This is a genomic window from Rhizobium leguminosarum (assembly GCF_002953715.1).
Classification (GTDB): domain Bacteria; phylum Pseudomonadota; class Alphaproteobacteria; order Rhizobiales; family Rhizobiaceae; genus Rhizobium; species Rhizobium leguminosarum_V.
Window position 1 is genome coordinate 3,048,416 of record NZ_CP025012.1, and the last position, 22,448, is coordinate 3,070,863.

Sequence of the window (22,448 nt, forward strand, 5' to 3'; positions counted from 1 at the left end):
GTGCTTGCACTCAAGGAATCTATATATCCGTCGGCGGCCGGAATTCCAGCGACTTCATCGGGCAATCAGGCCCCCGCGTCGGCGGCGCAGCACGATTGCGACCAGGATCGAGCCGATCACCGCCGCGGCAAGGGCCGCCGGCCATTCTGCGCCGGTGAAGACGACCGCATGCATGATCCGACCAGGCACGAAAGTGAACAGGCCGGCAAAGACGATGCCGCCGAAATAAAGGCCGGCGACGATGCGCTTGTGCAGACGGATATCGCCGCGACGAGCCGCCGCAATCGCATTCCAGCTGCCGAACAATGTTGCGATCGACAGAAGATGGATCGGGCTGAACCCGTAGAAGAGATCGAGCTCATGAATGAAGAAGCTCGAAATCGCCGTTACAACCATCAGCGCCATCCAGATCCTGCCGAGCAGCCGGTGCAGCGGCGTGCCCTTCGGGCGCAGCAGGATATAGGCGCCGAGAAGTGCCGCCGGCGTAACGGCGGCAACATGGATCTGAACGGCGAGCGGGGCGTCGAGGAGCGGTTCGAGGGTCATGAGCGGCATCCGGTTGAATTCGATCGCTCTTTCCGACAAGACTTCATCTTCCTCAATCCGAACCGCGCAAACGGCAGGAAAACTTCGTGATTCACCCCTTCTTGCAATCCACGCTTCGCGAATTGCAGGTCTTTCTCCACTCCCGGCGTTTCTGGGGAACCTTTGCCGCGATCGTCCTGCTCTTTGCCGTCACCGGTCCCTACGGCACGATGCAAAGCATGGCCTTCGGCGAACGCCTCGGCTACTGGCTGAGCCTGCATGCCGTCGCCTGGGCGATCGCCATCCTCTGCGCAGTCACGGCCGAAAGGCTGCTGCACGGGATGGTCGCGTCCATGTTCGCCCGCATGATGGCGGGCTCGCTCGCCGCCGCCCTGCCGATCGGTTTTGCCATCGGCCTCGTCGATTATGCCTTCACCGGCGAAACGACGACGCTGCAAAGCGGCCTGCAGCGCGCGCTTTTTGCGTTGCCGCTCTGCGCCCTCTTCTGCCTTTTGACCTACATGGCGATGAGCCAGAAAATCGCCGAAGCCGCAGTTCCTGAGGAAACCAGCCCCGGCACCTCGATCCTCGACCGGCTGAAGCCTGAGAATCGCGGCTCGCTGCTGCGCCTTTCCGTCCAGGATCACTATACAGAGGTGGTGACCAGCCGCGGGCGCGAACTGGTGCTCTTGCGTTTTGCCGACGCGCTGAAGGAAACCGCCGCAACGCCGGGCCTTCGCGTACATCGCTCGCACTGGGTGGCCGACGCCCATGTCGAAAGCCTGAAACGCGACAATGGCAGGCTGCTGATCCTCACCCGCGACGGCACGAAAATCCCGGTCAGTCGCAGCTATGCCGAGAATGTGCGCCGCCGCTTCACGTAAAGAAGACGCGCTACTGCATAATTCCTTAAATCGGAATCGATTTCAGGAGAAAATTATACAGCCATTCAAAATGCTACAGCGTCCTTTGCGCGTCTGAAAAGACGCGCGGCGCCGTAGGCGCTTGACGGGACTCCCGCTTTCGCTCTTCCGGAAGCAGGGCGGCGGCGAAATCCGGCTGGCGGTCGTGTCTGATGGGAAATAGTCTTTCGCGCCGTGTTGGATTCCTGTCGATTCCGCGATTTATGGGGTTCCGTTTGCAAATACATTTGCCTATAAGCCGCTTCTAGCCTGAAAAGACCCAGCATGCGCGACCCGACCCGGTGATCATCCCACCCTGGCCGGCTTTCTGCGCAGCCAGAAAACGGAAGCACTCATGCCGAAGCGCCAAGATATCAAATCGATCCTCATCATCGGCGCGGGACCGATCGTCATCGGCCAGGCCTGTGAGTTCGACTATTCTGGTACCCAGGCCTGCAAGGCGCTGAAGGAGGAAGGCTACCGCGTCATCCTCGTCAACTCCAACCCGGCGACGATCATGACCGATCCGGGTCTTGCCGACGCCACCTATGTCGAGCCGATCACCCCTGAGGTCGTCGCCAAGATCATCGCCAAGGAGCGCCCGGATGCGCTGCTGCCGACCATGGGCGGCCAGACGGCGCTGAACACCGCCCTTTCGCTGAAGCGCATGGGTGTGCTCGACCGCTACAATGTCGAGATGATCGGCGCCAAGCCCGCCGCCATCGACATGGCCGAAGACCGCGCGCTGTTTCGCGAGGCAATGGCCCGTATCGGGCTGGAAACGCCGCGCTCGATGCTGGCGAACGCCACCGACATCAAGGACCTCGACCGCAAGACGCACGAGGCCGAACGCGTCAAGCTGCGCGAAAGCCTCTCGGGATCCGACCTCGACAAGGCGCTGGACGAGCTGGAAAACCAGTGGAACCTCGGTGAGAGCGATCGCAAGCAGCGTTACATGAGCCATGCCATGGCAATTGCCGCCCAGGCGATCGACCATGTCGGCCTGCCCGCCATTATCCGTCCCTCCTTCACGCTCGGCGGCACCGGCGGCGGCATCGCTTACAACCGCTCGGAATTCTTCGAGATCGTCGGCGGCGGCCTCGATGCCTCGCCGACCACCGAAGTGCTGGTCGAAGAATCGGTGCTCGGCTGGAAGGAATATGAAATGGAGGTCGTCCGCGACAAGGCGGACAACTGCATCATCATCTGCTCGATCGAGAACATCGACCCGATGGGCGTCCATACTGGCGATTCGATCACCGTCGCGCCGGCGCTGACGCTGACGGACAAGGAATACCAGATCATGCGCAACGCCTCGATCGCGGTGCTGCGCGAGATTGGGGTCGAGACCGGCGGCTCGAACGTCCAGTTCGCCGTCAATCCGAAGGACGGCCGTCTCGTCGTCATCGAAATGAACCCGCGCGTCTCGCGCTCGTCGGCGCTCGCCTCCAAGGCCACCGGTTTCCCGATCGCCAAGATCGCCGCCAAGCTGGCGATCGGCTATACGCTCGACGAACTGGATAACGACATCACCGGCGGCGCAACGCCTGCCTCCTTCGAACCGTCGATCGACTACGTCGTCACCAAGATCCCGCGTTTCGCCTTCGAGAAATTCCCCGGCGCCTCGCCGGTGCTGACGACCGCGATGAAATCGGTCGGTGAAGTCATGGCGATCGGCCGCACCTTCGCCGAATCACTGCAGAAGGCACTGCGCGGCCTCGAAACCGGCCTGACCGGCCTCGACGAGATCGAGATCCCCGGCTTTGAAGAGGGCGAATCCAGCCAGAACGCTATCCGCGCCGCAATCGGCACACCGACGCCCGATCGCCTGCGCATGGTCGCCCAGGCGCTACGCCAGGGCATGAGCGAAGCTGAAGTCCACGAAGGCTGCAAGATCGATCCCTGGTTCATCGCCGAACTGAAGGCGATCGTCGAGATGGAGGCTCGCATCCGCGAGCACGGCCTGCCGCAGGATGCCACAAACCTGCGCATGCTGAAGGCCATGGGCTTCTCCGACGCGCGTCTGGCGACGCTGACCGGCAAGCGCCCGAAGGAAGTCGCCGAATTCCGCAACAAGCTGAATGTCCGCCCTGTCTTCAAGCGCATCGATACCTGTGCGGCCGAGTTCGCCTCGCCGACCGCCTATATGTATTCGACCTATGAGACGCCTTTCGTCGGCGCCGCCCGCTCCGAGGCTGAAGTCTCCGACCGCAAGAAGGTCGTCATCCTTGGCGGTGGCCCGAACCGTATCGGCCAGGGCATCGAGTTCGACTATTGCTGCTGCCACGCCGCCTTCGCGCTGAAGGATGCGGGTTATGAGGCGATCATGATCAACTGCAACCCGGAAACCGTCTCGACCGATTACGACACGTCAGACCGCCTCTATTTCGAGCCGCTGACGGCCGAGGACGTGATCGAGATTCTGCGGGCAGAACAGGAAAAGGGCGAAGTCGTCGGCGTCATCGTCCAGTTCGGCGGCCAGACGCCGCTGAAGCTTGCCGAGGCGCTGGAAAAGAACGGCATCCCGATCCTCGGCACCGCGCCTGACATGATCGACCTTGCCGAGGACCGCGACCGCTTCCAGAAGCTCCTGATGAAGCTCGACCTTAACCAGCCGAACAACGGCATCGCCTATTCGGTTGAGCAGGCCCGCATGGTCGCCACCGAAATCGGCTTCCCGCTGGTCGTGCGTCCCTCTTACGTGCTTGGCGGCCGCGCCATGCAGATCCTGCATTCGGAAGGCCAGCTGCAGAGCTACCTGCTTGATACCGTGCCTGAACTGGTGCCTGAGGATATCAAGCAGCGTTACCCCAACGACAAGACCGGCCAGATCAACACTCTGCTCGGCAAGAACCCGCTACTCTTCGACAGCTATCTCAGCCACGCCATCGAAGTCGACGTCGACTGCCTCTCCGACGGCACCGACGTCTATGTCGCCGGCATCATGGAGCATATCGAGGAAGCCGGCATCCATTCCGGCGACAGCGCCTGCTCGCTGCCGCCGCGCACGCTCTCCAACGAGATGCTCGACGAGCTGGAGCGCCAGGCCAAGGCGATGGCCAAGGCCCTCAACGTCGGCGGCCTGATGAACGTCCAGTTCGCCATCAAGGACGGCACCGTCTACGTTCTCGAAGTCAATCCGCGCGCCTCGCGCACCGTGCCCTTCGTCGCCAAGACCATCGGCGCGCCGATCGCCAAGATCGCCGCCCGCGTCATGGCCGGCGAAAAACTCGATGCGACCTTCGCCGCCTACGGCGAAAAGCCCGATCCGCGCAAGCTGAAGCACATCGCCGTCAAGGAAGCCGTCTTCCCCTTTGCCCGTTTCCCCGGCGTCGACACGCTGCTCGGCCCGGAAATGCGCTCGACCGGAGAAGTCATCGGCCTCGATACCGATTTTGCACTGGCCTTCGCCAAGTCGCAGCTCGGCGCCGGCGTCGAGTTGCCGCGTGACGGCACGGTCTTCGTCTCCGTGCGCGACGCCGACAAGCCGCGCGTGCTGCCGGCGATCAGCATCCTCGTCGAACAGGGCTTCAAAGTGCTGGCGACCGGCGGCACCGCCCGCTTCCTCGCCGAAAACGGTATCACCGCCACCAAGATCAACAAGGTGCTGGAAGGCCGTCCGCACATCGAGGACGCGATCCGCAACCGCCAGGTCCAGCTCGTCATCAACACCACCGATGGCAACAAGGCGATCTCGGACTCCAAGTCGCTGCGCCGTGCGACGCTGATGCAGAAGGTGCCCTATTACACGACGATGGCAGGCGCCGAGGCCGCCGCCCAGGCAATCAAGGCGCTGAAGGCCGGTAATCTGGAAGTACGGCCGCTGCAGAGCTACTTCGCCTGAGATACGGAACGCCATCGCTCGATCAGCGATGGCGCCAGCCTTGCCATTGGAGCATCGCCGGGGCTTCGGAATCAGTTTATGCAGCCGCAAGCATAAGGCGCTGAATTGTCAGCATATCTTCGCGAAATCGTGCCAGTTCCTCCGCTTTCAGCCGCTCGTCGGGAATACGCAGCAGATAGGATGGATGCACCGTCACGAAGAGCGTTCGCCTCTCGTCGATCGCGATCGCTTTCCCCCTGACATCCTGCAGCCGCTGTTTCGTATCGGTCAGCGCCGAAAGCGCCGTCGCCCCCATCGCAACGACCAGCTTCGGCTTGATCAGCGCCATCTCCAGATTGAGCCACCAGCGGCAATGCTTCACCTCGCTCATATTGGGCTTCTGATGGATGCGACGTTTGTCGCGCGGCTCATATTTGAAATGCTTGACGGCATTGGTGACGTAAAGCATTGAGCGGTCGATGCCCGCTTCTGTGATCACTTGATCGAGAAGCCTGCCGGCGGGACCGACGAAGGGGCGCCCTGATATATCCTCCTGGTCGCCCGGCTGCTCGCCGACGAACATCACCTCGGCATTGCGCGGACCTTCCCCGAATACGGTTTGTGTCGCCTTCGCATGAAGCGGACAACGGGTGCAGGCCGCAGCTTCAGCGCGTAGCGCTTCCAGCGTGCCCGCCGGCGCTTCGGGCTCGGCCGGAATAGTGCGCGCGGCTTCCTGCAGGCGATCGTGAAAGGGCAACGACTGGGTCGCCTCCCGTCCGGCCATGGCCCCCACCTTGCTCTCCGCCGATGCGATCAGCCCAGGGATGAGATCGGCTTCCGGCAGGTTCTTCCAGTATTTTTTCGGCATCTCCGCCTGCATCGCCTTCAGCTTCAACCGCGCCGGATTGAAAATGCTGGCGTAGTAGGTGCGCCAAAGTTCATCGGCAGCATCGGTGAGATTGGGTTTTCCGCACGGCTCGTCGCTGATCGTCAGCCGCTCGCCGTCCCAGGCGGCAGACCCCTCGGGCGTGGCGATCAGCCAGTCCATATCGGTGAAGCGCCGTTGGAAAAAAGGCGCTGTGCGCCTGACGATATGGTGATCCGGCTCGAACCAGGCGAGGAATTTTCGACGGTCGGCCGATACCGCACCAACCTCCTTGAAGCGGACGAAGGCCGTCATCTTGTGCGCGTCGCGTTGAACGTTTTTCGCCATCAGCCTGGCGCGGGCGACGTCCTCGTCGGAAGCCACTTCAAGCAGTTGCCGGTCCAGTTGCAGCCGCCAAAGCAGGCGGTAAAGCAGGGAAAAGCGCGCCGGGTCGGAATGGCAGAGAACTGTCTCCACAAGCTCGATGAAGGCGGGCGGCACCGTCATCGGCTTGCGTGCCATGACAGGCGCCGGCGGCATGGCGTCGCGTTGAAACGCAAGGTCCGGCTCCGCGCCTTTTTCGCACCAATCGATCTCTTCCGGCAGGATGCCCGCAGCCGCGAAAGCGCGCGCGGCGTCGCGCCATTCGGCAAGCTCCCCGCGTCCTGCTAGCACGACCCGGCGCATCACAGCAGCGACAATTGTTCGGGTTGCGGTTCGAACATGGCGCGAAGGTCGGGGCGCTCGATCAATCGGCGCGGCGACCAGCCTTCCGCCGAGATGAAGGACTGAACCTTCTTGATCGAAATGCCGAGCCGCTGGAGATCGTCGAGCCGCAACCGGCGAAAACGCCGGGCCGAAACGATCGCTTTGACTGTCTTGGTGCCGAGACCGGGCACGCGCAGCAACCGCTCGCGCTCGGCCCTGTTGATATCGACGGGAAATTCGGCCCGGTTGGCGAGCGCCCAGGCAAGTTTGGGGTCGAGGGTGAGATCGAGCATACCGCCCGCCTGGTTCGCGGTGATCTCGTCGATGCCGAAACCGTAGAATCGATAGAGCCAATCAGCCTGATAGAGCCGGTGTTCCCGCATCAGCGGCGGCTTGATCAGCGGCAGATTTTTCGACGAATCCGGAATCGGGCTGAAGGCGGAATAATAGACGCGCTTCAGCCCGTAGCTGCTGTAAAGCCGGCCGCTGGTCGCAAGGATCGTCGCATCGTTCGCGCCATCGGCGCCGACGATCATCTGTGTGCTCTGGCCGGCCGGCACGAAACGCTGACGCTTCTTCGTCCGCAGCGTCGGTTCGCCGGCGGCCTCGATCTTCCGCCTCAGATCTCCCATCGATCGTCGGATATTGGCAGGCTTCTTTTCCGGCGCGAAGCGGGTGATGCCGTGATCCGTCGGCAACTCGATATTGAGCGACAGCCTGTCGGCATGAAGCCCCGCCTCCTCGATCAGACGCGGCGACGCCTCAGGGATCGATTTCAGATGGATATAGCCGCGGAAATTATGGGTCACACGCAGTTCGCGGACGATGCGGACCATCTCTTCCATGGTGTAATCAGACGATCGAATAATGCCAGAGGAAAGGAACAGGCCTTCGATATAGTTGCGGCGGTAGAATTCCAGCGTCAGCCAGATGACCTCATCGGGCGTAAAGCGCGCCCGTTCGACATTGCTCGACGAGCGATTGACGCAATAGGCGCAGTCGTAGATGCAGAAATTGGTCAGCAGTATTTTCAAAAGCGAAATGCACCGCCCGTCCGGGGCGTAGGCATGACAGATGCCGGATCCCTCGGTCGAACCGAGTCCGCCACTTGCCAGGGAATCACGTTTCACCGTGCCGCTGGAAGCGCAGGAAGCGTCATATTTCGCGGCATCGGAAAGGATGGCCAAGCGTTCTGTGAGCGACTTCTTCATTAGTATGTTCGCTATATGTTCTTGTATGTAAAGTCAATCAGGACGGTCCGATTTCTGCCCATTTTAAAGTCGCACCACCTGATATCGGGGCGAGCCGCGTTTCTTTTATGCGAATTTTCTGGAAATCGGCCTTGGCGATCTGCTATAAGCGTCCGACTAAGATTGTGGCACGGTTCCGAAGCTCCCCTTCGGGACCTGTTTTCTTTTGTGTTCGCCGCTGATTGTGCGGACACAAGGATTGAAGGACAGAAAAATGGTTGAAAAGGTACCGATGACACCGGGCGGTTTCGTCAAGCTGCAGGAAGAGCTGCGCTGGCGTCAGCAGGAGGAGCGCCCCCGAATCATCGAGGCGATCGCCGAAGCCCGTGCTCATGGCGACCTTTCCGAAAACGCCGAATACCACGCCGCCAAGGAAGCCCAGAGCCACAATGAAGGCCGCATCAGCGAGCTGGAAGACCTGACGGCACGCGCCGAGGTCATCGACCTCACCAAGATGTCGGGCGACAAGATCAAGTTCGGCGCCAAGGTGAAGCTCATCGACGAGGACACCGAGGAAGAAAAGACCTACCAGATCGTCGGCGACCAGGAAGCCGACGTCAAGGCTGGCCGCATCTCCATCTCCTCGCCAATCGCCCGTGCGCTGATCGGCAAGGAAGTCGGCGATTCCATCGAGGTCAACGCGCCGGGCGGCTCCAAGGCCTACGAAATCCTCCAGGTTTCCTGGGGCTGATCGCCCCCGAGCCGCGAGACCCCTCCCTTGCCTGATATCCGTGACGTCGAGATCATTGCGCCCAATTTCAAGCGCCGGCTCTCCGGCGTCACGTCGACGATCGTCCAGCTCATCCCATGCCAGATCCGGCTCGGCATCAAGATCGCGACACTCGGCCCCGGCCTGCCGGAGGACCTGCCGAAACTTAAGTGGCGGCAGCTCCTTGGCCTCTGGCGCCCTCCGGCGCGCCGGCGCCGGCGTGTCTGGCACGCTCGCCGCAACAACGAGATGGCCGTCGGCATCCTGCTTCGCCATCTCACGCGCATGCCGCTGAAGCTTCTTTTTACCTCGGCCGCGCAACGCCGCCACACCGCCTATACGAAATGGCTGATCCGCCGCATGGATGCCGTCATCGCGACCAGCGACCGTTCCGGCTCGTTCCTCGAGGTGCCGCACACGGTCATCCAGCACGGCGTCGACCTTGCCCTGTTCCATCCGCCGGAAACTGCAGAGGACGGCATCGCCGCCACCGGCCTGCCCGGCCGCCATCTCGTCGGCTGCTTCGGCCGTGTGCGCCATCAGAAAGGCACTGATCTTTTCGTCAGGGCGATGATCGAACTGCTGCCGCAGCATATTGAGTGGACGGCAGTCGTCTCTGGCCGCGTGACGGCGGAGCACGTGGCATTCGCTGACAAACTCAAGGCGGATGTCGCCGCCGCTGGGCTGAGCGACCGTATCCTCTTCCTCGGCGAAGTGCCTGACATCAAGATCTGGTATCGCCGCCTGACGCTTTACGTCGCCCCCTCCCGCAACGAGGGTTTTGGCCTGACGCCGCTCGAAGCCATGGCCTCGCGGACTGCGGTGGTGGCATCGGATGCGGGCGCCTATGCCGAGCTCATCGTCACGGGCGAGACGGGTTCGGTCGTCGTCGCCGGCGATGGCGAGGCGCTGACGCGGGCAATCGCGCCCTATATCGCCGATCCCGCTCTGGCGATCGCACATGGCGAGAATGCGCTGCGGCATGTCAGGGCGAATTTCGCGCTGGAGAAGGAAGCGAGCGCGATCGGCGCCGTTTATAACAGCCTTCTCGGCGACAATCGCAGCTGAAGCAGAAAAGAGAAACGGCCCGTTGGATGACGGGCCGCTGCAGGGATTCTAAGGATAAGGGGATAGCGGCTGACTATTCGGCCGGCTGCAGCCCGGCAGCCGAAGTATCCTCTCCGGTCTGGCCGCCCAGTGCCGCAGCAAGCTGCGCCGTATCCAGCTCGTTTTCCCAACGTGCGACGACGATCGTCGCCACGGCATTGCCGACGAGGTTGGTCAGCGCCCGGCATTCCGACATGAAGCGGTCGATGCCGAGGATGAGCGCCATGCCGGCGACCGGCACGGATGGGACGACGGAGAGCGTTGCGGCAAGCGTGATGAAGCCGGCACCGGTGATGCCTGCGGCACCCTTCGAGCTCAGCATCGCCACCAGCAGCAGCAGGATCTGATCACCCCAGGAGAGATGGATGCCGGTTGCCTGAGCAATGAACAAGGCAGCCAGCGTCATGTAGATGTTGGTGCCGTCAAGATTGAAGGAATAGCCTGTGGGGATGACGAGGCCGACGACCGAGCGCTTGCAACCGGCCTTTTCCATCTTGTTCATCAGTCCCGGAAGCGCTGCCTCCGAAGACGAGGTGCCGAGGACCAGCAGCAGTTCTTCCTTGATGTAGCGCAGCAGCGCCACGATCGAGAAACCGTTGTAGCGGGCAACAGCACCGAGAACGACGAGCACGAAGAGCAGAGAGGTGACGTAGAAGGTGCCGATCAGCATGGCGAGGTTGGCGATCGACCCGACGCCGTATTTGCCGATGGTGAATGCCATGGCGCCGAAGGCGCCGATCGGGGCAGCCTTCATCAGGATGGCGACGAGCTTGAACACGGGCGCCGTCAAGGCATTGAGGAAGTTGACGACCGGTTCGCTCTTTTCGCCGACCATGGCGAGCGCAATACCGAAGAGCACCGAGAAGAACAGCACCTGCAGAATGTCGCCATCGGCAAAGGCGCCGACGATCGTCGTCGGGATGATGTTGGTGAGGAAGCCGACGATGCTCTGCTCATGCGCCTTGGCGGCGTAGCTGGCGACGGCAGCCGGGTCCAGCGAGGCCGGATCGATGTTCATGCCGGCGCCGGGCTGGACGACATTGGCGACGATCATGCCGATGACGAGCGCCGCCGTCGAGAAGGTCAGGAAGTAGAGCATCGCCTTGCCGGCGACGCGGCCGACCTTCTGCAGGTCGCTCATGCCGGCAATGCCGGTCGCAACCGTCAGAAAGATCACCGGTGCGATGATCATCTTGACGAGCTTGATGAAGGCATCGCCGAGCGGCTTCAGCTGGGTGCCGAATTCGGGATAGAAATGGCCGAGAAGGATACCCGCAGCGATGGCCACGAGAACCTGAACGTAAAGATGGCTATAAAAGGGCTTCTTGCCCTTGCTGCCTGCGACTGCATCGAGTGGTGCTGCGATCATGATGTCCTCCTAATGGCTCGTCCGGAACAAACTCCGGCCTCCCGAGCCGTTCGCTTCAAGTCCAACAGCTCAGCCGTTGTTGCCACCTCCTTCGCAATCGGCGTGCCAGTTTTAAGCCGCCCCTTCAACAGATTGAATTTATTAAGGAAAAATTTACGGAACTGCTGATGGGCTAATTAAGCAATGCGGAAATCCGCACAAATCCCTTTGCGTTTCGTGCAGAAAAATGCACAAATCCGCCATGTCCGTGTCGCAGAAATTGTGGCCTTCCCTACCCGTGCAACACCGCATCCGCCGGATGTGGTGGGCCTATGCCGTGCTCGCCCTCGTCGCTGTAGTCGCAAGCCTGTGGGCCAGCGGCGAGATCGGCCGGCACCGGGCGGAGGCTGCCCTCGAGGAACAGGCCCGCATGGATGCGAGGCTGAATGCGGCGTTGCTGCGCACGGTCCTCGAAAAATACCGGGCGCTTCCCTTCGTGCTATCGCAGGACACCGCGATCGCCGCGGCACTGGCAGGCAGCGATGTCGGCACGTTCGACCGGCTCAATCAGAAGCTGGAAATGCTGGCAGCGGGCACCAAAGCCGCCGTCATCTATGTCATCGACAAGGACGGCATGGCGGTTTCGGCCAGCAACTGGCGCGAACCGACGAGCTTCGTCGGCAATGACTACCGCTTCCGGGAGTATTTTCAGGGGGCGGTCGAACGAGGACAGGCCGAGCACTTCGCGCTCGGCACGGTCAGCAAGAAACCGGGTCTCTATATCTCCCAGCGGATTTCGGGCAGCCATGGCTTGCTGGGTGTCGTTGTGGTCAAGGTCGAATTCGACGACGTCGAGGCGGATTGGAACGCCTCAGGCACCCCGTCCTACGTCGTTGACGAGCGCGGCATTGTCCTCATCACCAGTCTTCCGTCATGGCGGTTCATGACGATCGGCCGAATCGCCGAAGACCGGCTGACGGCGATCCGCGAAAGCCTTCAATTCGGCGATGCGCCGCTTCAACCCTTGCCACTCGATATGGTCCGAAACCTCGGCGACAGTCTCGATGTCGTCGAGATCGTCATGCCTGGCGATGCCGGGAAAACCAGGTTCCTCGATGTCGCAACGTCGGTTCCGGCGAGCGGATGGCATTTGCAGCATCTGGTGGCACTGGGGCCGTCCGTCGATGCGGGGATTCGCGAAGCCCGCATGCTGGCCTTGCTCATACTCTTGCCGCTGCTGGCCGCAGCAGCCTTCCTCTTGCGCCGCCGCCATACGATCGCCCTGCGAATCTCTCGCGAACAGCAGGCGCGGGAGGAACTGGAACGGCGGGTAATCGAGCGAACGCTGGATCTCAGCCAGGCGCGGGACCGGTTGCAGGCTGAAATCATCGGCCATAAGAGCACGGAGCAGAAGCTGCAAGCCGTGCAACAGGATCTGGTGCAGGCCAACCGGTTGGCCATCCTGGGTCAGGTGGCCGCCGGCGTTGCCCATGAGATCAACCAGCCGGTGGCGACCATCCGTGCCTATGCCGATAATGCCCGCACCTTCCTCGATCGCGGCCAGACGGCGCCTGCCGGCGAAAATCTCGAAAGCATTGCGGCGCTGACGGAGCGCATCGGTTCGATCACCGAGGAGCTGAAGACCTTTGCCCGCAAAGGCCGCGGCAGCGCCGAACCAACCGGATTGAAGGACGTCATCGAGGGGGCGGTGATGTTGTTGCGCAGCCGGTTTGCCGGCCGCATGGATACGCTCGACATCGACCTGCCGCCCGACGAACTGCAGGTGATGGGAAACCGGATCCGCCTCGAGCAGGTGCTCATCAACCTGCTTCAGAATGCCCTGGAGGCGGTGGCACCGAAGGCCGGAGAGGGTCGCGTCGAGATCAGAACATCAACCGATGCAGGGATGGTAACGGTGACGGTCGCCGACAACGGCCCCGGCATTCCGCCGGAGATCCGCAAAGGCTTGTTCACGCCATTCAACACCTCGAAGGAAAGCGGTCTCGGCCTTGGCCTCGTCATCTCCAAGGATATCGTCGGCGACTATGGCGGCCGGATGGAGGTTGCAAGCGACAGCGACGGAACCCGGTTCATCGTTCAGTTGAGGAAGGCTTGAGGTCATGGACACACTGATGCCCGTTGCGCTGATCGACGACGACAAGGATCTGCGCCGTGCCACCGCGCAGACGCTCGAACTCGCCGGATTTTCCGTTTCCGCCTATGACGGTGCGAAAGCCGCGCTGGCGGACCTGCCGGCGGACTTTGCCGGCCCCGTCGTCACCGATATCCGCATGCCCGAGATCGACGGACTGCAACTCTTCGCCACGCTGCAAGGGATGGATGTCGACCTGCCGGTGATCCTGATGACCGGCCACGGCGATATTCCGATGGCCGTTCAGGCGATCCAGGACGGCGCCTATGATTTCATCGCCAAGCCCTTCGCAGCCGATCGGCTCGTGCAGAGCGTGCGTCGCGCAAGCGAGAAACGGCGGCTTGTTCTGGAGAACCGCATGCTGCGGAAAGCAGCCGAAGATGCGCAGGAGAACTTGCCGCTGATTGGCCAGACGCCTGTCATGGAAAACCTCAGAAACATTCTTCGCCACATCGCCGATACCGATGTGGATGTGCTCGTCGCCGGCGAAACGGGCAGCGGCAAGGAAGTGGTTGCCCAGATCCTGCATCAGTGGAGCCACCGCCGGAGGGGCAATTTCGTGGCGCTGAATTGTGGCGCCCTGCCCGAAACTGTCATCGAAAGCGAGTTGTTCGGCCACGAAGCCGGCGCCTTTACCGGCGCCCAGAAGCGCCGCACGGGCCGCATCGAACATGCAAGCGGCGGCACGCTGTTCCTCGACGAAATCGAAAGCATGCCGGCCGCCACGCAGGTCAAGATGCTGAGAGTGCTGGAGATGCGCGAGATCACGCCGCTCGGCACCAATGAGGTGCGCCCGGTCGATCTTCGCGTCGTCGCGGCTGCCAAGATCGACCTCGGGGATCCCGCGGTCCGCGGCGATTTTCGCGAGGATCTCTATTACAGGCTGAATGTCGTGACGATCTCCATTCCGCCGCTGAGAGAACGCCGCGACGATATTCCGCTGCTGTTTTCCCACTTCGCCGCTCGCGCCGCGGAGCGCTTCCGTCGCGATGTCCCACCGCTTTCACCCGACGTGCGGCGGCATCTCGCCTCGCACACATGGCCGGGCAATGTCCGCGAGCTCTCGCATTATGCCGAACGCGTCGTGCTTGGCGTGGAAGGCGGCGGAGCGGCAGCGGTCCCTCCCCAGCCGACGGCTGCGACGCTGCCGGAACGGCTGGAACAGTACGAGGCGGAGATCATCCGTGACACGCTGTCGGCCAATGATGGTGACGTGCGCCGCACCATCGAGGCGCTCGGTATTCCGAGAAAGACGTTTTATGACAAACTTCAGCGCCACGGCATCAACCGGGGCGGCTATATCTCGCGCAAGTAATCGCGATGACGGTCTATCTGCCGAGTGGCTTTAGACTTCCACCAGTCCGAGCTTCTTCACCTGCCGGATCGTCAGCATGGTACGCACGGTATCGACATGTTCGTTCGCCGTCAGCACCTCGATGACGAAATCCTGAAAGCGGGTGAGGTTCTCCGCCACGCAATGCAGCAGGAAATCGCTGTCGCCCGAGACCATCCAGGCCTGGCGCACCAGTGGCCATTCGGCGGTGGCAGCGGCGAAGGCCTTGAGATTGCCTTCCGACTGGTGCTTGAGGCCGACCATGCAGAAAGCCACGAGGTCGAAGCCGAGCTTCGGGCTGTTCAGCATCGCGTGGTAGCCCTCGATGATGCCGGCTTCCTCGAGCTTGCGCACGCGGCGCAGGCACGGCGGCGCCGAGATGCCGACGCGATCGGCGAGCTCCACATTGGTCATGCGGCCATCGCCCTGCAGTTCCCGGAGGATCTTTATATCGATGACGTCGAGTTCCGCACGCCCCACATCATTGCCTTTCTTTAATTCTCCGCGGGGAGCTTCTATATAAAGCCGCGGAATACGCAAGAAAGTTTCACACCGGTGACGGATTCTTGCACATCTGGGCAATTTGCCTTGTTGGTAACGCAAGGCTGCCCTTGAATAAAAGCATTGGACGTTCATAAATGGCGGATGGACCGCGAAACGGCCGCAATCGCCACTTAGCCGCCGCCCTCCCGCCAGTCGAAAGGAAATGACATGCCTGCCCGCCACACCAAGGTGCTCATCATCGGTTCCGGACCCGCAGGCTATACTGCCGCGGTCTATGCCGCGCGCGCCATGCTGAAACCGGTTTTGATCGCCGGTCTCGAACAGGGCGGCCAGCTGATGATCACCACTGATGTCGAGAACTATCCGGGCTTTGCCGATCCGATCCAGGGTCCCTGGCTGATGGAGCAGATGCTGCAGCAGGCAAAACATGTCGGCGCCGAGATCGTCAACGACCTCGTGACCGAAGTCGATATGAACCAGCGCCCCTTCGTCGCCCGCACCGACAGCGGCCAGGTCTGGACCGCCGATACGCTGATCATTGCGACCGGCGCCAAGGCCAAGTGGCTCGGCATCGAGAGCGAGCAGCATTTCCAGGGCTTCGGCGTTTCGGCCTGCGCCACTTGCGACGGTTTCTTCTATCGCAACAAGGATGTGATCGTGGTTGGCGGCGGCAACAGCGCCGTCGAGGAGGCGCTCTATCTCTCCAACATCGCCAAGTCGGTCACATTAGTGCACCGGCGCGACTTCTTCCGAGCCGAGAAGATCCTGCAGGAACGCCTGTTCTCCAAGGACAATGTCAAGGTTCTGTGGAATACCGAAGTGGCCGAAATAACCGGCACACCGGCCAAGCCGCCAATGCCGCAATCCGTGTCCGGCGCGCGCCTGCGCGACACCCGCACGGGCACGATCACCGACATGGTGATCGATGGCGTCTTCGTCGCGATCGGCCATGCGCCGGCAACCGAACTCTTCAAGGACAAGCTGAAACTGAAGGACAATGGCTATCTCTGGACCGCGCCGGATTCGACTGCGACCAGCCTGGACGGGGTCTATGCCGCGGGCGACGTGACGGATGATACGTTCCGCCAGGCGATCACTGCCGCCGGCTTGGGGTGCATGGCTGCACTTGAAGCCGAGCGATATCTGACGGGCCACATGCCCGTCGCCGTGGCCGCGGAGTAAGATCGGCATGAGGGGTGGGGGAATGCCATTGGATTGGGACAAGCTGCGTATTTTTCACGCAGCTGCCGAGGCGGGTTCGTTCACGCATGCGGCGGATAAACTGCATCTGTCCCAGTCCGCCATCAGCCGCCAGGTCAGCGCGCTGGAGCAGGATGTCGGCACCAAGCTGTTTCATCGCCATGCGCGAGGACTGATTCTGACGGAACAGGGCGAGCTGCTTTACCGCACCGCCCATGACGTGCTGCTGAAGCTCGAAACCGTGAAGATGCAGCTCACCGAAACGACCGAGACGCCATCCGGCAAGCTGCGCGTCACGACGACCGTCGGTCTCGGCCAGGGCTGGCTGACCGACAAGATCCAGGAATTCCTGCAGCTTTATCCCGATGTGCAGATCCAGCTGATCCTCGACAATGAGGAAGTGGATGTGAACATGCGTCATGCCGACTGCGCGATCCGCCTGCGCCAGCCGCAGCAATCCGACCTCATCCAGCGCAAGCTCTTCACCGTGCACATGCACGTCTATGCGGCCCCCTCCTACATCAACCGCCACGGCGAGCCGCAGAAGGTCGAGGATCTCGACAATCACCGCATCATCACCTTCGGCGAGCCGGCGCCGAGTTACCTGCTCGATGTCAACTGGCTTGAGGTCGCCGGCCGCTCCTCCGATAACAAGCGTATTCCGCATCTGCAGATCAACAGCCAGACCTCGATCAAGCGCGCCGCCCTGCTCGGAATCGGTGTCGCCTGCCTGCCGGATTACATCGTCGGCCGCGACCCCGGCCTGATCCAGCTGGCGATCAATGCCGACGTCCCCTCCTTCGACACCTATTTCTGCTATCCCGACGAGATCAAGAACGCCGCCAAGCTGAAGGCTTTCCGCGATTTTATCGTCAGCAAGGCCAGAAACTGGAACTTTTGAGCCCGGTTTTATTGATGAATTGCCGACTATGCAGAACGTGCATGACTGGCATGCACAAATGAGGGTTGCCGTTTGCCCAATAAACCACCATATCGCACATAGCTGATGCACATGGTGGCTTTTCCTCCCAGTTCCACCGCATTAGCTGTTCCCCTCTGGAGGTTTTTGACCTTCACACTTATAAGGGCCCTGGTTTTCCAGTGGCCCTCTTTTTTTGCCCTTGCTTCCTCGATAAATGCCGCACCGCAAAAAAATTGTGCGGCGCATAGCAGACATGCACAAAAAAGCATTGAAACCTGCTCAAGGAAGCACCATATCTCTCTCAGCTGATGCATCTTGTGGTTTCTCTCCCAGTACCACCGCATTAGCTGTTCCCCTCTGGAGGTTTTTGACCTTCACAATTATAAGGGCCCTGGTTTTCCGGTGGCCCTCTTTTTTTGCCCAAAATTTGCGCACTCGCTAAACACCACGGCCTCACGCCTCCGTGATTTGCATATCGAAGTCCGACGATCAATATATCGGTTAAACACGATTTATGGTTCGGCGAATGACGATGGACAAAGACGAAATTATCAAGGCCCTCGCCCATCCCACCCGGATGGACATTCTGAGTTGGCTGAAAAACCCCGAGGAACATTTCCCCTCGCAGGAGCATCCTTTTGAAATGGGCGTCTGCGCCAGCCAGTTCGAGCGCTGCGGCCTGTCGCAGTCGACGGTCTCGGCCCATCTCGGCACGCTGCATCGCGCCGACCTCGTCACCACCAAACGCGTCGGCCAGTGGATCTTTTATAAGCGCAACGAAGAAACGATCGCCGCCTTCCTCAAGCAACTGACGCAGGATCTTTAGAATGCCCCTCGCCCTCCTCGTTCTCGCCTTGAGCTCGTTTGCAATAGGCACCACCGAATTCGTCATCATGGGTCTGTTGCCGGAGGTCGCCGCCGATCTCTCGGTCAGCATCCCGCAGGCCGGATGGCTGGTCACCGGTTATGCCCTTGCGGTCGCGATCGGCGCCCCTGTGATGGCCATTTCAACTGCGAAGCTGAAGCGCCGCACTGCGCTGATTGCGCTGATGGCATTCTTCATCGCCGGCAACCTGCTTTGCGCTCTGGCGAGCGACTACTGGGTGCTGATGATCGCCCGAGTCGTTACGGCACTCTGCCATGGAGCCTTCTTCGGCATCGGCTCGGTGGTTGCCGCCGGCCTCGTCGCCGAGGATCGCAAGGCCCGCGCCGTCGCGCTGATGTTCACCGGCCTGACGCTCGCCAATGTTCTCGGCGTGCCGCTCGGCACCGCGATCGGCCAGGCCTATGGCTGGCGCGCCACCTTCGGCGTCGTCACCGTCATCGGTATCGTCACCATTCTCGGCCTAATCGCCATCCTGCCCAGGGATAAGCAGCAAGAAAACGGCAGCATCCTGCGTGAGATCGCAGCCCTCAGGAATGGCCGCTTGTGGCTGGCACTCTCCACCACCGTCTTCTTCGCCGCCTCTATGTTCGCTCTCTTCACCTATATTGCGCCGCTGCTGCGCGACGTCACCGGCGTTTCGCCGGAAGGCGTCACCTGGACGCTGTTTCTGATCGGCCTCGGACTGACCATCGGCAACCTCGTCGGCGGCAAGCTTGCCGACTGGCGGCTCGGCGCGACGCTTGCCGGCGTCTTCGCCGCAATCGCCATCACCTCGATCGCCTTCAGCTATACGAGCCGCTTCTTCATCCCGGCTGAAATCACCCTCTTCCTTTGGGCGATGGCAAGCTTTGCCGCCGTGCCGGCACTTCAGGTGGGCGTCGTCGGCTTCGGCAAAGACGCCCCGAACCTGGTTTCAACAATCAATATCGGCGCCTTCAACACCGGCAATGCGCTCGGCGCCTGGGTGGGCGGCCTGGTCATTGACGCCGGCTTCGATCTTACCCGCGTTCCGCTCGCCGCAGCCTTGATGGCCCTGATCGACCTCGGCGCGACAGCGCTCACCTATCTCTCCGCCAGGGGCCGGGCCGCCCTCGCCCCTGCCGAGTGATCCTCCCGCAAAAGAAAGGACCAACATGGCCAAGCTTTTCGACCCCACGAAAGTCGGCGACATATCAGTCAAGAACCGCATCGTCATGGCGCCGCTCACCCGCAACCGCTCGCCGGGCGCAATCCCCAATGATCTCAACGTCGAATATTACCGCCAGCGCGCCACCGCCGGCCTGATCATCACCGAAGCAACCGCGATCACCCATCAGGGCCAGGGTTATGCCAACGTGCCTGGTCTCTACACCAAAGAGGCTCTCGACGGCTGGAAACGCGTCACCGACGCAGTCCATGCATCAGGCGGCAAGATCGTCGTCCAGATGTGGCATGTCGGCCGCATCTCGCACACAACGCTGCAGCCGAACGACGGAAAGCCGGTTTCATCGACCAACCGCGTCGCCAAGGCCAAGACCTATCTGGTCAACGCCGACGGCACCGGCAGCTTTGCCGACACCTCCGAGCCGCGCGCGCTCGAAACGGCCGAAATCCCCGGCATCATCGAGGATTACCGCAAGGCTGCCCGGGCGGCGATCGACGCCGGTTTCGACGGTGTCGAGATCCACGGCGCCAACGGCTATCTGCTCGACCAGTTCATCCGCGATGGCGTCAATGACCGTACTGATGCATATGGCGGTTCGATCGAAAACCGCACCCGTCTGACCTTCGAAGTCGTCGATGCCGTGGTCAAGGAAATTGGTGCCGGTCGCACGGCGATCCGCATCTCGCCGGTGACGCCGTCCGGCGAAAGCTACGATTCCAATCCGCAGGCGACCTTCGCAAATGTCGTCGAAGGACTGGCCAAATACGACCTCGCCTATATCCATGTCATCGAAGGCCAGACTGGCGGCGACCGCGACTACAAGCAGGGCGACAATCCCGCCTTCGATTACAAGGCACTGCGCCAGACTTATGAAAAGGCCGGCGGCAAAGCCGACTGGATGGTCAACAACGGCTACGATCGCGATCTGGCGATTGAAGCCGTCGAAAGCGGCCGCGCCGATCTCGTCGCCTTCGGCAAGCCTTTCATCGCCAATCCCGATCTCGTCGAGCGCCTGGCACACAATCTGCCGCTCAACACGCCCGACCAGTCGACCTTCTACGGCGGCACCAGCAAGGGCTATATCGACTATCCCATCCTCGAAAAAGTCGCCTGAGCCTTTTGGAATGCAAACCGCGAAATCCCGCCGAAAGGCGGGATTTCCATTTTCGATGCATCTTTGTAGCGTGTGACCATGTTCGATTCTTATCTCCATCGCTGGTCGCTGATATCAGACGGTGAACCCATCATCACACATTCCAGCCGCCTGCTGCCGGTCCTCTGGCAGAACAAGCCAGCCATGCTGAAGGTGGCGGCCGATATCGACGAACGATATGGCGCGCTGTTGATGAAATGGTGGGACGGCGACGGCGCAGCCTATGTCTACGCCCATGAAGGCGACGCGGTGCTGCTTGAAAGGGCGACGGGGAAACGCTCGTTGCTTGCCATGGCGATGAACGGCGAGGACGACGAGGCAAGCCGCATCCTCTGCCGGACAGCGGCGCGGCTGCATGCGCCGCGAGAAAAACCGCTTCCCGATCCCATACCCCTCACCCGCTGGTTCCGCGATCTGGAGCCGGCAGCAGGCAAGCATGGCGGCACGCTTACCGATTGCTCGGCGATCGCCAACGTCCTCCTTGCAGATCAGCGTGATGTCACCATCCTCCACGGCGACATCCACCACGACAATATCCTCGATTTCGAGGCACGCGGCTGGCTGGCAATCGATCCGAAGCGGCTCCATGGCGAGCGCGGCTTCGATTTCGCCAATATCTTCGCCAACGAGGAACTGCCTGTCATCACCGACCCCGCCCGTTTCCGCCGCCAGCTCCCCATCGTCTCGGCAGAGGCGAAGCTGGAGCCGAAGCGGCTGCTGCAATGGATCGCCGCCTATTCCGGTCTTTCCGCCGCCTGGTTCCTCGGCGATACGAACATTCAGCAGACAGAAACCGCCCTGACGGTCGCCCGGATCGCACTGGCTGAGCTTCGGACTTAACCCGCATTCTGAGGCGAATGCCCGATAAGGGCGGCCGCCGTGTCACGATGCGGTTCGGGCAGGCAGCCAAGCGCCACGAGCGAAGCCCTGACCGCCTCGTCGATCGGCGTTTGCGGTTCCTTACCGAGTTCGGCCGTAAGCCTGGTATTCCGCATCCGCACCGGCACCTTCCAGAGATAGCGCATCTCCTTGACCTCCCGCATCACAGGAACGAAAGGAGCGGCAAGTGGCACGATCCACCAGGGGAAGTTGCCGATCTTCGCCTTACCGCCGACGACGCGCTTGATCGCTTCGGCCATCTGCATGCCGTCCGCATCCCAGAAGCCCTCCATATGATAGACGGCGAAAGCCGGCAGCCGGTCGGCCCGCTCGACGAGTTGGGCAATGGTTTCTGCCATGTCTGGCAGGTAAGCCCATTGATGACCCATGCCGCGCCATGCTGGGTTCCTGATCGTACCGACCGGCTTGCCTGGGGTCACGAGACCGGACGAAAACCAGCTATTGGCCGTCGTGCCTGGACCGAAGAAATCCCCTGCCCTGACGATGATGGCGCCGGCGCCGGACTGCGACGCGGCCTTCAGCCGCTTCTCCATTTCGACGCGGATCGCCCCCTTCTTCGTCAGCGGATTCTGCGGGCTTTCTTCCGTCGGCGCCGGCAGGGCATCGGGACCAAAATTATAGACGTTGCCCGGCAGCACGATGCGCGCGCCGACGGCGCGAGCAGCGGCGATGGTATTGTCGAGCATCGGCAGCACCAGCGTTTCCCAGTCGCGATAGCCGGGCGGATTGACGGCATGGACGATCAGGCCGACGCCTTCAGCCACCCTCAGGACGTCACCGGCATTCATCGCATCGCCCTGCACCCATTCGAAAGCCGGCTCGCTCCTCGACGCCTTGGCGGCGTCACGGTTCAGCGCCCGGATGCGCCAGCCGCGCGCAAGCAGCTTGCGGGCAACCGCGCCGCCGATACCGCCGGTGGCGCCGAGAACGAGGGCCGTCGTCTTCATTTCGCTGTTCATGACAATCATCTCCTTCGATCGGATGAGAGGATCATGCCATCAGAATGGCATAAACGAA

General features: G+C 61.6%; 18 protein-coding genes. 12 read left to right on the forward strand and 6 right to left on the reverse strand.

Features of this window, described 5'->3' with window-relative positions; translation table 11 throughout:
• Positions 1–54: 54 nt before the first annotated feature.
• Entirely contained in the window at positions 55–585 is a 531-nt protein-coding gene (locus CUJ84_RS15425; protein WP_105006854.1) for a DUF2306 domain-containing protein, read from the reverse strand.
• 47 nt (positions 586–632) lie between these two features.
• On the opposite strand from CUJ84_RS15425, the gene CUJ84_RS15430 reads away from it, so the two are divergent.
• Both CUJ84_RS15430 and carB read left to right on the forward strand, forming a co-directional pair.
• Positions 633–1,409, forward strand: coding sequence for a LytTR family DNA-binding domain-containing protein (locus CUJ84_RS15430; RefSeq protein ID WP_105006855.1), 777 nt, complete (start codon positions 633–635; stop codon positions 1,407–1,409).
• A 373-nt stretch (positions 1,410–1,782) separates the two neighbouring features.
• Positions 1,783–5,271, forward strand: coding sequence for a carbamoyl-phosphate synthase large subunit (gene carB / locus CUJ84_RS15435; protein WP_105006856.1), 3,489 nt, complete (start codon positions 1,783–1,785; stop codon positions 5,269–5,271).
• A gap of 76 nt (positions 5,272–5,347) precedes the next feature.
• Here carB and CUJ84_RS15440 read toward each other — a convergent pair whose 3' ends face one another.
• Together CUJ84_RS15440 and CUJ84_RS15445 are read right to left on the reverse strand one after the other, a co-directional pair.
• The gene (locus CUJ84_RS15440; protein WP_105006857.1) at positions 5,348–6,802 is read right to left on the reverse strand and encodes a UdgX family uracil-DNA binding protein; all 1,455 of its coding nucleotides are present in this window, start codon (positions 6,800–6,802) and stop codon (positions 5,348–5,350) included.
• On the reverse strand, positions 6,802–8,034 hold the full coding sequence (locus tag CUJ84_RS15445; protein WP_105006858.1) for a putative DNA modification/repair radical SAM protein: 1,233 nt from the start codon (positions 8,032–8,034) through the stop codon (positions 6,802–6,804). Before CUJ84_RS15445 ends, CUJ84_RS15440 begins: the two co-directional genes overlap by 1 nt.
• Positions 8,035–8,287: 253 nt before the next feature.
• On the opposite strand from CUJ84_RS15445, the gene greA reads away from it, so the two are divergent.
• Positions 8,288–8,764 carry a transcription elongation factor GreA gene (greA, locus tag CUJ84_RS15450; protein WP_003541639.1) on the forward strand — a complete coding sequence of 159 codons (477 nt, stop codon included), beginning with the start codon at positions 8,288–8,290 and terminating at the stop codon, positions 8,762–8,764.
• 27 nt (positions 8,765–8,791) lie between these two features.
• Positions 8,792–9,850, forward strand: a complete 1,059-nt coding sequence (locus CUJ84_RS15455; RefSeq protein WP_105006859.1) for a glycosyltransferase family 4 protein — start codon at positions 8,792–8,794, stop codon at positions 9,848–9,850.
• 73 nt (positions 9,851–9,923) lie between these two features.
• Here the strand turns inward: CUJ84_RS15455 and CUJ84_RS15460 are convergent, their stop codons facing one another.
• On the reverse strand, positions 9,924–11,258 hold the full coding sequence (locus tag CUJ84_RS15460) for a dicarboxylate/amino acid:cation symporter (RefSeq protein ID WP_027683619.1): 1,335 nt from the start codon (positions 11,256–11,258) through the stop codon (positions 9,924–9,926).
• Between the two features lie 226 nt (positions 11,259–11,484).
• Between CUJ84_RS15460 and CUJ84_RS15465 the strand changes: the two genes are divergently transcribed.
• Complete coding sequence (locus tag CUJ84_RS15465; RefSeq protein ID WP_105006860.1) at positions 11,485–13,353, forward strand: sensor histidine kinase; 1,869 nt, start codon at positions 11,485–11,487, stop codon at positions 13,351–13,353.
• Positions 13,354–13,357: 4 nt separating this feature from the next.
• Positions 13,358–14,704: a sigma-54-dependent transcriptional regulator gene (locus tag CUJ84_RS15470; RefSeq protein ID WP_105006861.1), complete on the forward strand. Its 1,347-nt coding sequence runs from the start codon at positions 13,358–13,360 to the stop codon at positions 14,702–14,704.
• A gap of 30 nt (positions 14,705–14,734) precedes the next feature.
• On the opposite strand, the gene CUJ84_RS15475 is transcribed toward CUJ84_RS15470, so the two are convergent.
• Complete coding sequence (locus CUJ84_RS15475) at positions 14,735–15,202, reverse strand: Lrp/AsnC family transcriptional regulator (RefSeq protein ID WP_105006862.1); 468 nt, start codon at positions 15,200–15,202, stop codon at positions 14,735–14,737.
• A 231-nt stretch (positions 15,203–15,433) separates the two neighbouring features.
• Between CUJ84_RS15475 and trxB the strand changes: the two genes are divergently transcribed.
• From trxB to CUJ84_RS15505, 6 genes are all read left to right on the forward strand, one after another.
• Positions 15,434–16,408, forward strand: coding sequence for a thioredoxin-disulfide reductase (gene trxB / locus CUJ84_RS15480; RefSeq protein WP_003541649.1), 975 nt, complete (start codon positions 15,434–15,436; stop codon positions 16,406–16,408).
• A 22-nt stretch (positions 16,409–16,430) separates the two neighbouring features.
• Positions 16,431–17,327 carry a LysR family transcriptional regulator VtlR gene (locus CUJ84_RS15485; protein ID WP_018446649.1) on the forward strand — a complete coding sequence of 299 codons (897 nt, stop codon included), beginning with the start codon at positions 16,431–16,433 and terminating at the stop codon, positions 17,325–17,327.
• 553 nt (positions 17,328–17,880) lie between these two features.
• The gene (locus CUJ84_RS15490; RefSeq protein WP_018484589.1) at positions 17,881–18,174 is read left to right on the forward strand and encodes an ArsR/SmtB family transcription factor; all 294 of its coding nucleotides are present in this window, start codon (positions 17,881–17,883) and stop codon (positions 18,172–18,174) included.
• 1 nt (position 18,175) lies between these two features.
• Positions 18,176–19,342 carry an MFS transporter gene (locus tag CUJ84_RS15495; protein WP_105006863.1) on the forward strand — a complete coding sequence of 389 codons (1,167 nt, stop codon included), beginning with the start codon at positions 18,176–18,178 and terminating at the stop codon, positions 19,340–19,342.
• 25 nt (positions 19,343–19,367) lie between these two features.
• Positions 19,368–20,492, forward strand: coding sequence for an alkene reductase (locus tag CUJ84_RS15500; protein WP_105006864.1), 1,125 nt, complete (start codon positions 19,368–19,370; stop codon positions 20,490–20,492).
• A gap of 78 nt (positions 20,493–20,570) precedes the next feature.
• Positions 20,571–21,371 (forward strand): aminoglycoside phosphotransferase family protein, encoded by an 801-nt coding sequence (locus CUJ84_RS15505; RefSeq protein WP_105006865.1) that lies wholly within the window; start codon positions 20,571–20,573, stop codon positions 21,369–21,371.
• Here the strand turns inward: CUJ84_RS15505 and CUJ84_RS15510 are convergent.
• Positions 21,368–22,390: an NAD(P)H-binding protein gene (locus tag CUJ84_RS15510; protein ID WP_105006866.1), complete on the reverse strand. Its 1,023-nt coding sequence runs from the start codon at positions 22,388–22,390 to the stop codon at positions 21,368–21,370. The two genes, CUJ84_RS15505 and CUJ84_RS15510, sit on opposite strands and share 4 nt — an antisense overlap.
• Between the last annotated feature and the right edge of the window lie 58 nt (positions 22,391–22,448).

Bases quoted from the DNA above. Each gene is read 5' to 3' on its own strand.
- CUJ84_RS15440 (WP_105006857.1), bottom strand. From the start codon at position 6,802: ATGCGCCGGGTCGTGCTAGCAGGACGCGGGGAGCTTGCCGAATGGCGC.
- CUJ84_RS15500 (WP_105006864.1), top strand. From the start codon at position 19,368: ATGGCCAAGCTTTTCGACCCCACGAAAGTCGGCGACATATCAGTCAAG.
- CUJ84_RS15495 (WP_105006863.1), top strand. From the start codon at position 18,176: ATGCCCCTCGCCCTCCTCGTTCTCGCCTTGAGCTCGTTTGCAATAGGC.
- trxB (WP_003541649.1), top strand. From the start codon at position 15,434: ATGCCTGCCCGCCACACCAAGGTGCTCATCATCGGTTCCGGACCCGCA.
- CUJ84_RS15510 (WP_105006866.1), bottom strand. From the start codon at position 22,390: ATGAACAGCGAAATGAAGACGACGGCCCTCGTTCTCGGCGCCACCGGC.
- carB (WP_105006856.1), top strand. From the start codon at position 1,783: ATGCCGAAGCGCCAAGATATCAAATCGATCCTCATCATCGGCGCGGGA.
- CUJ84_RS15460 (WP_027683619.1), bottom strand. From the start codon at position 11,258: ATGATCGCAGCACCACTCGATGCAGTCGCAGGCAGCAAGGGCAAGAAG.
- greA (WP_003541639.1), top strand. From the start codon at position 8,288: ATGGTTGAAAAGGTACCGATGACACCGGGCGGTTTCGTCAAGCTGCAG.
- CUJ84_RS15505 (WP_105006865.1), top strand. From the start codon at position 20,571: ATGTTCGATTCTTATCTCCATCGCTGGTCGCTGATATCAGACGGTGAA.
- CUJ84_RS15470 (WP_105006861.1), top strand. From the start codon at position 13,358: ATGGACACACTGATGCCCGTTGCGCTGATCGACGACGACAAGGATCTG.
- CUJ84_RS15490 (WP_018484589.1), top strand. From the start codon at position 17,881: ATGGACAAAGACGAAATTATCAAGGCCCTCGCCCATCCCACCCGGATG.
- CUJ84_RS15485 (WP_018446649.1), top strand. From the start codon at position 16,431: ATGCCATTGGATTGGGACAAGCTGCGTATTTTTCACGCAGCTGCCGAG.
- CUJ84_RS15445 (WP_105006858.1), bottom strand. From the start codon at position 8,034: ATGAAGAAGTCGCTCACAGAACGCTTGGCCATCCTTTCCGATGCCGCG.
- CUJ84_RS15465 (WP_105006860.1), top strand. From the start codon at position 11,485: ATGCACAAATCCGCCATGTCCGTGTCGCAGAAATTGTGGCCTTCCCTA.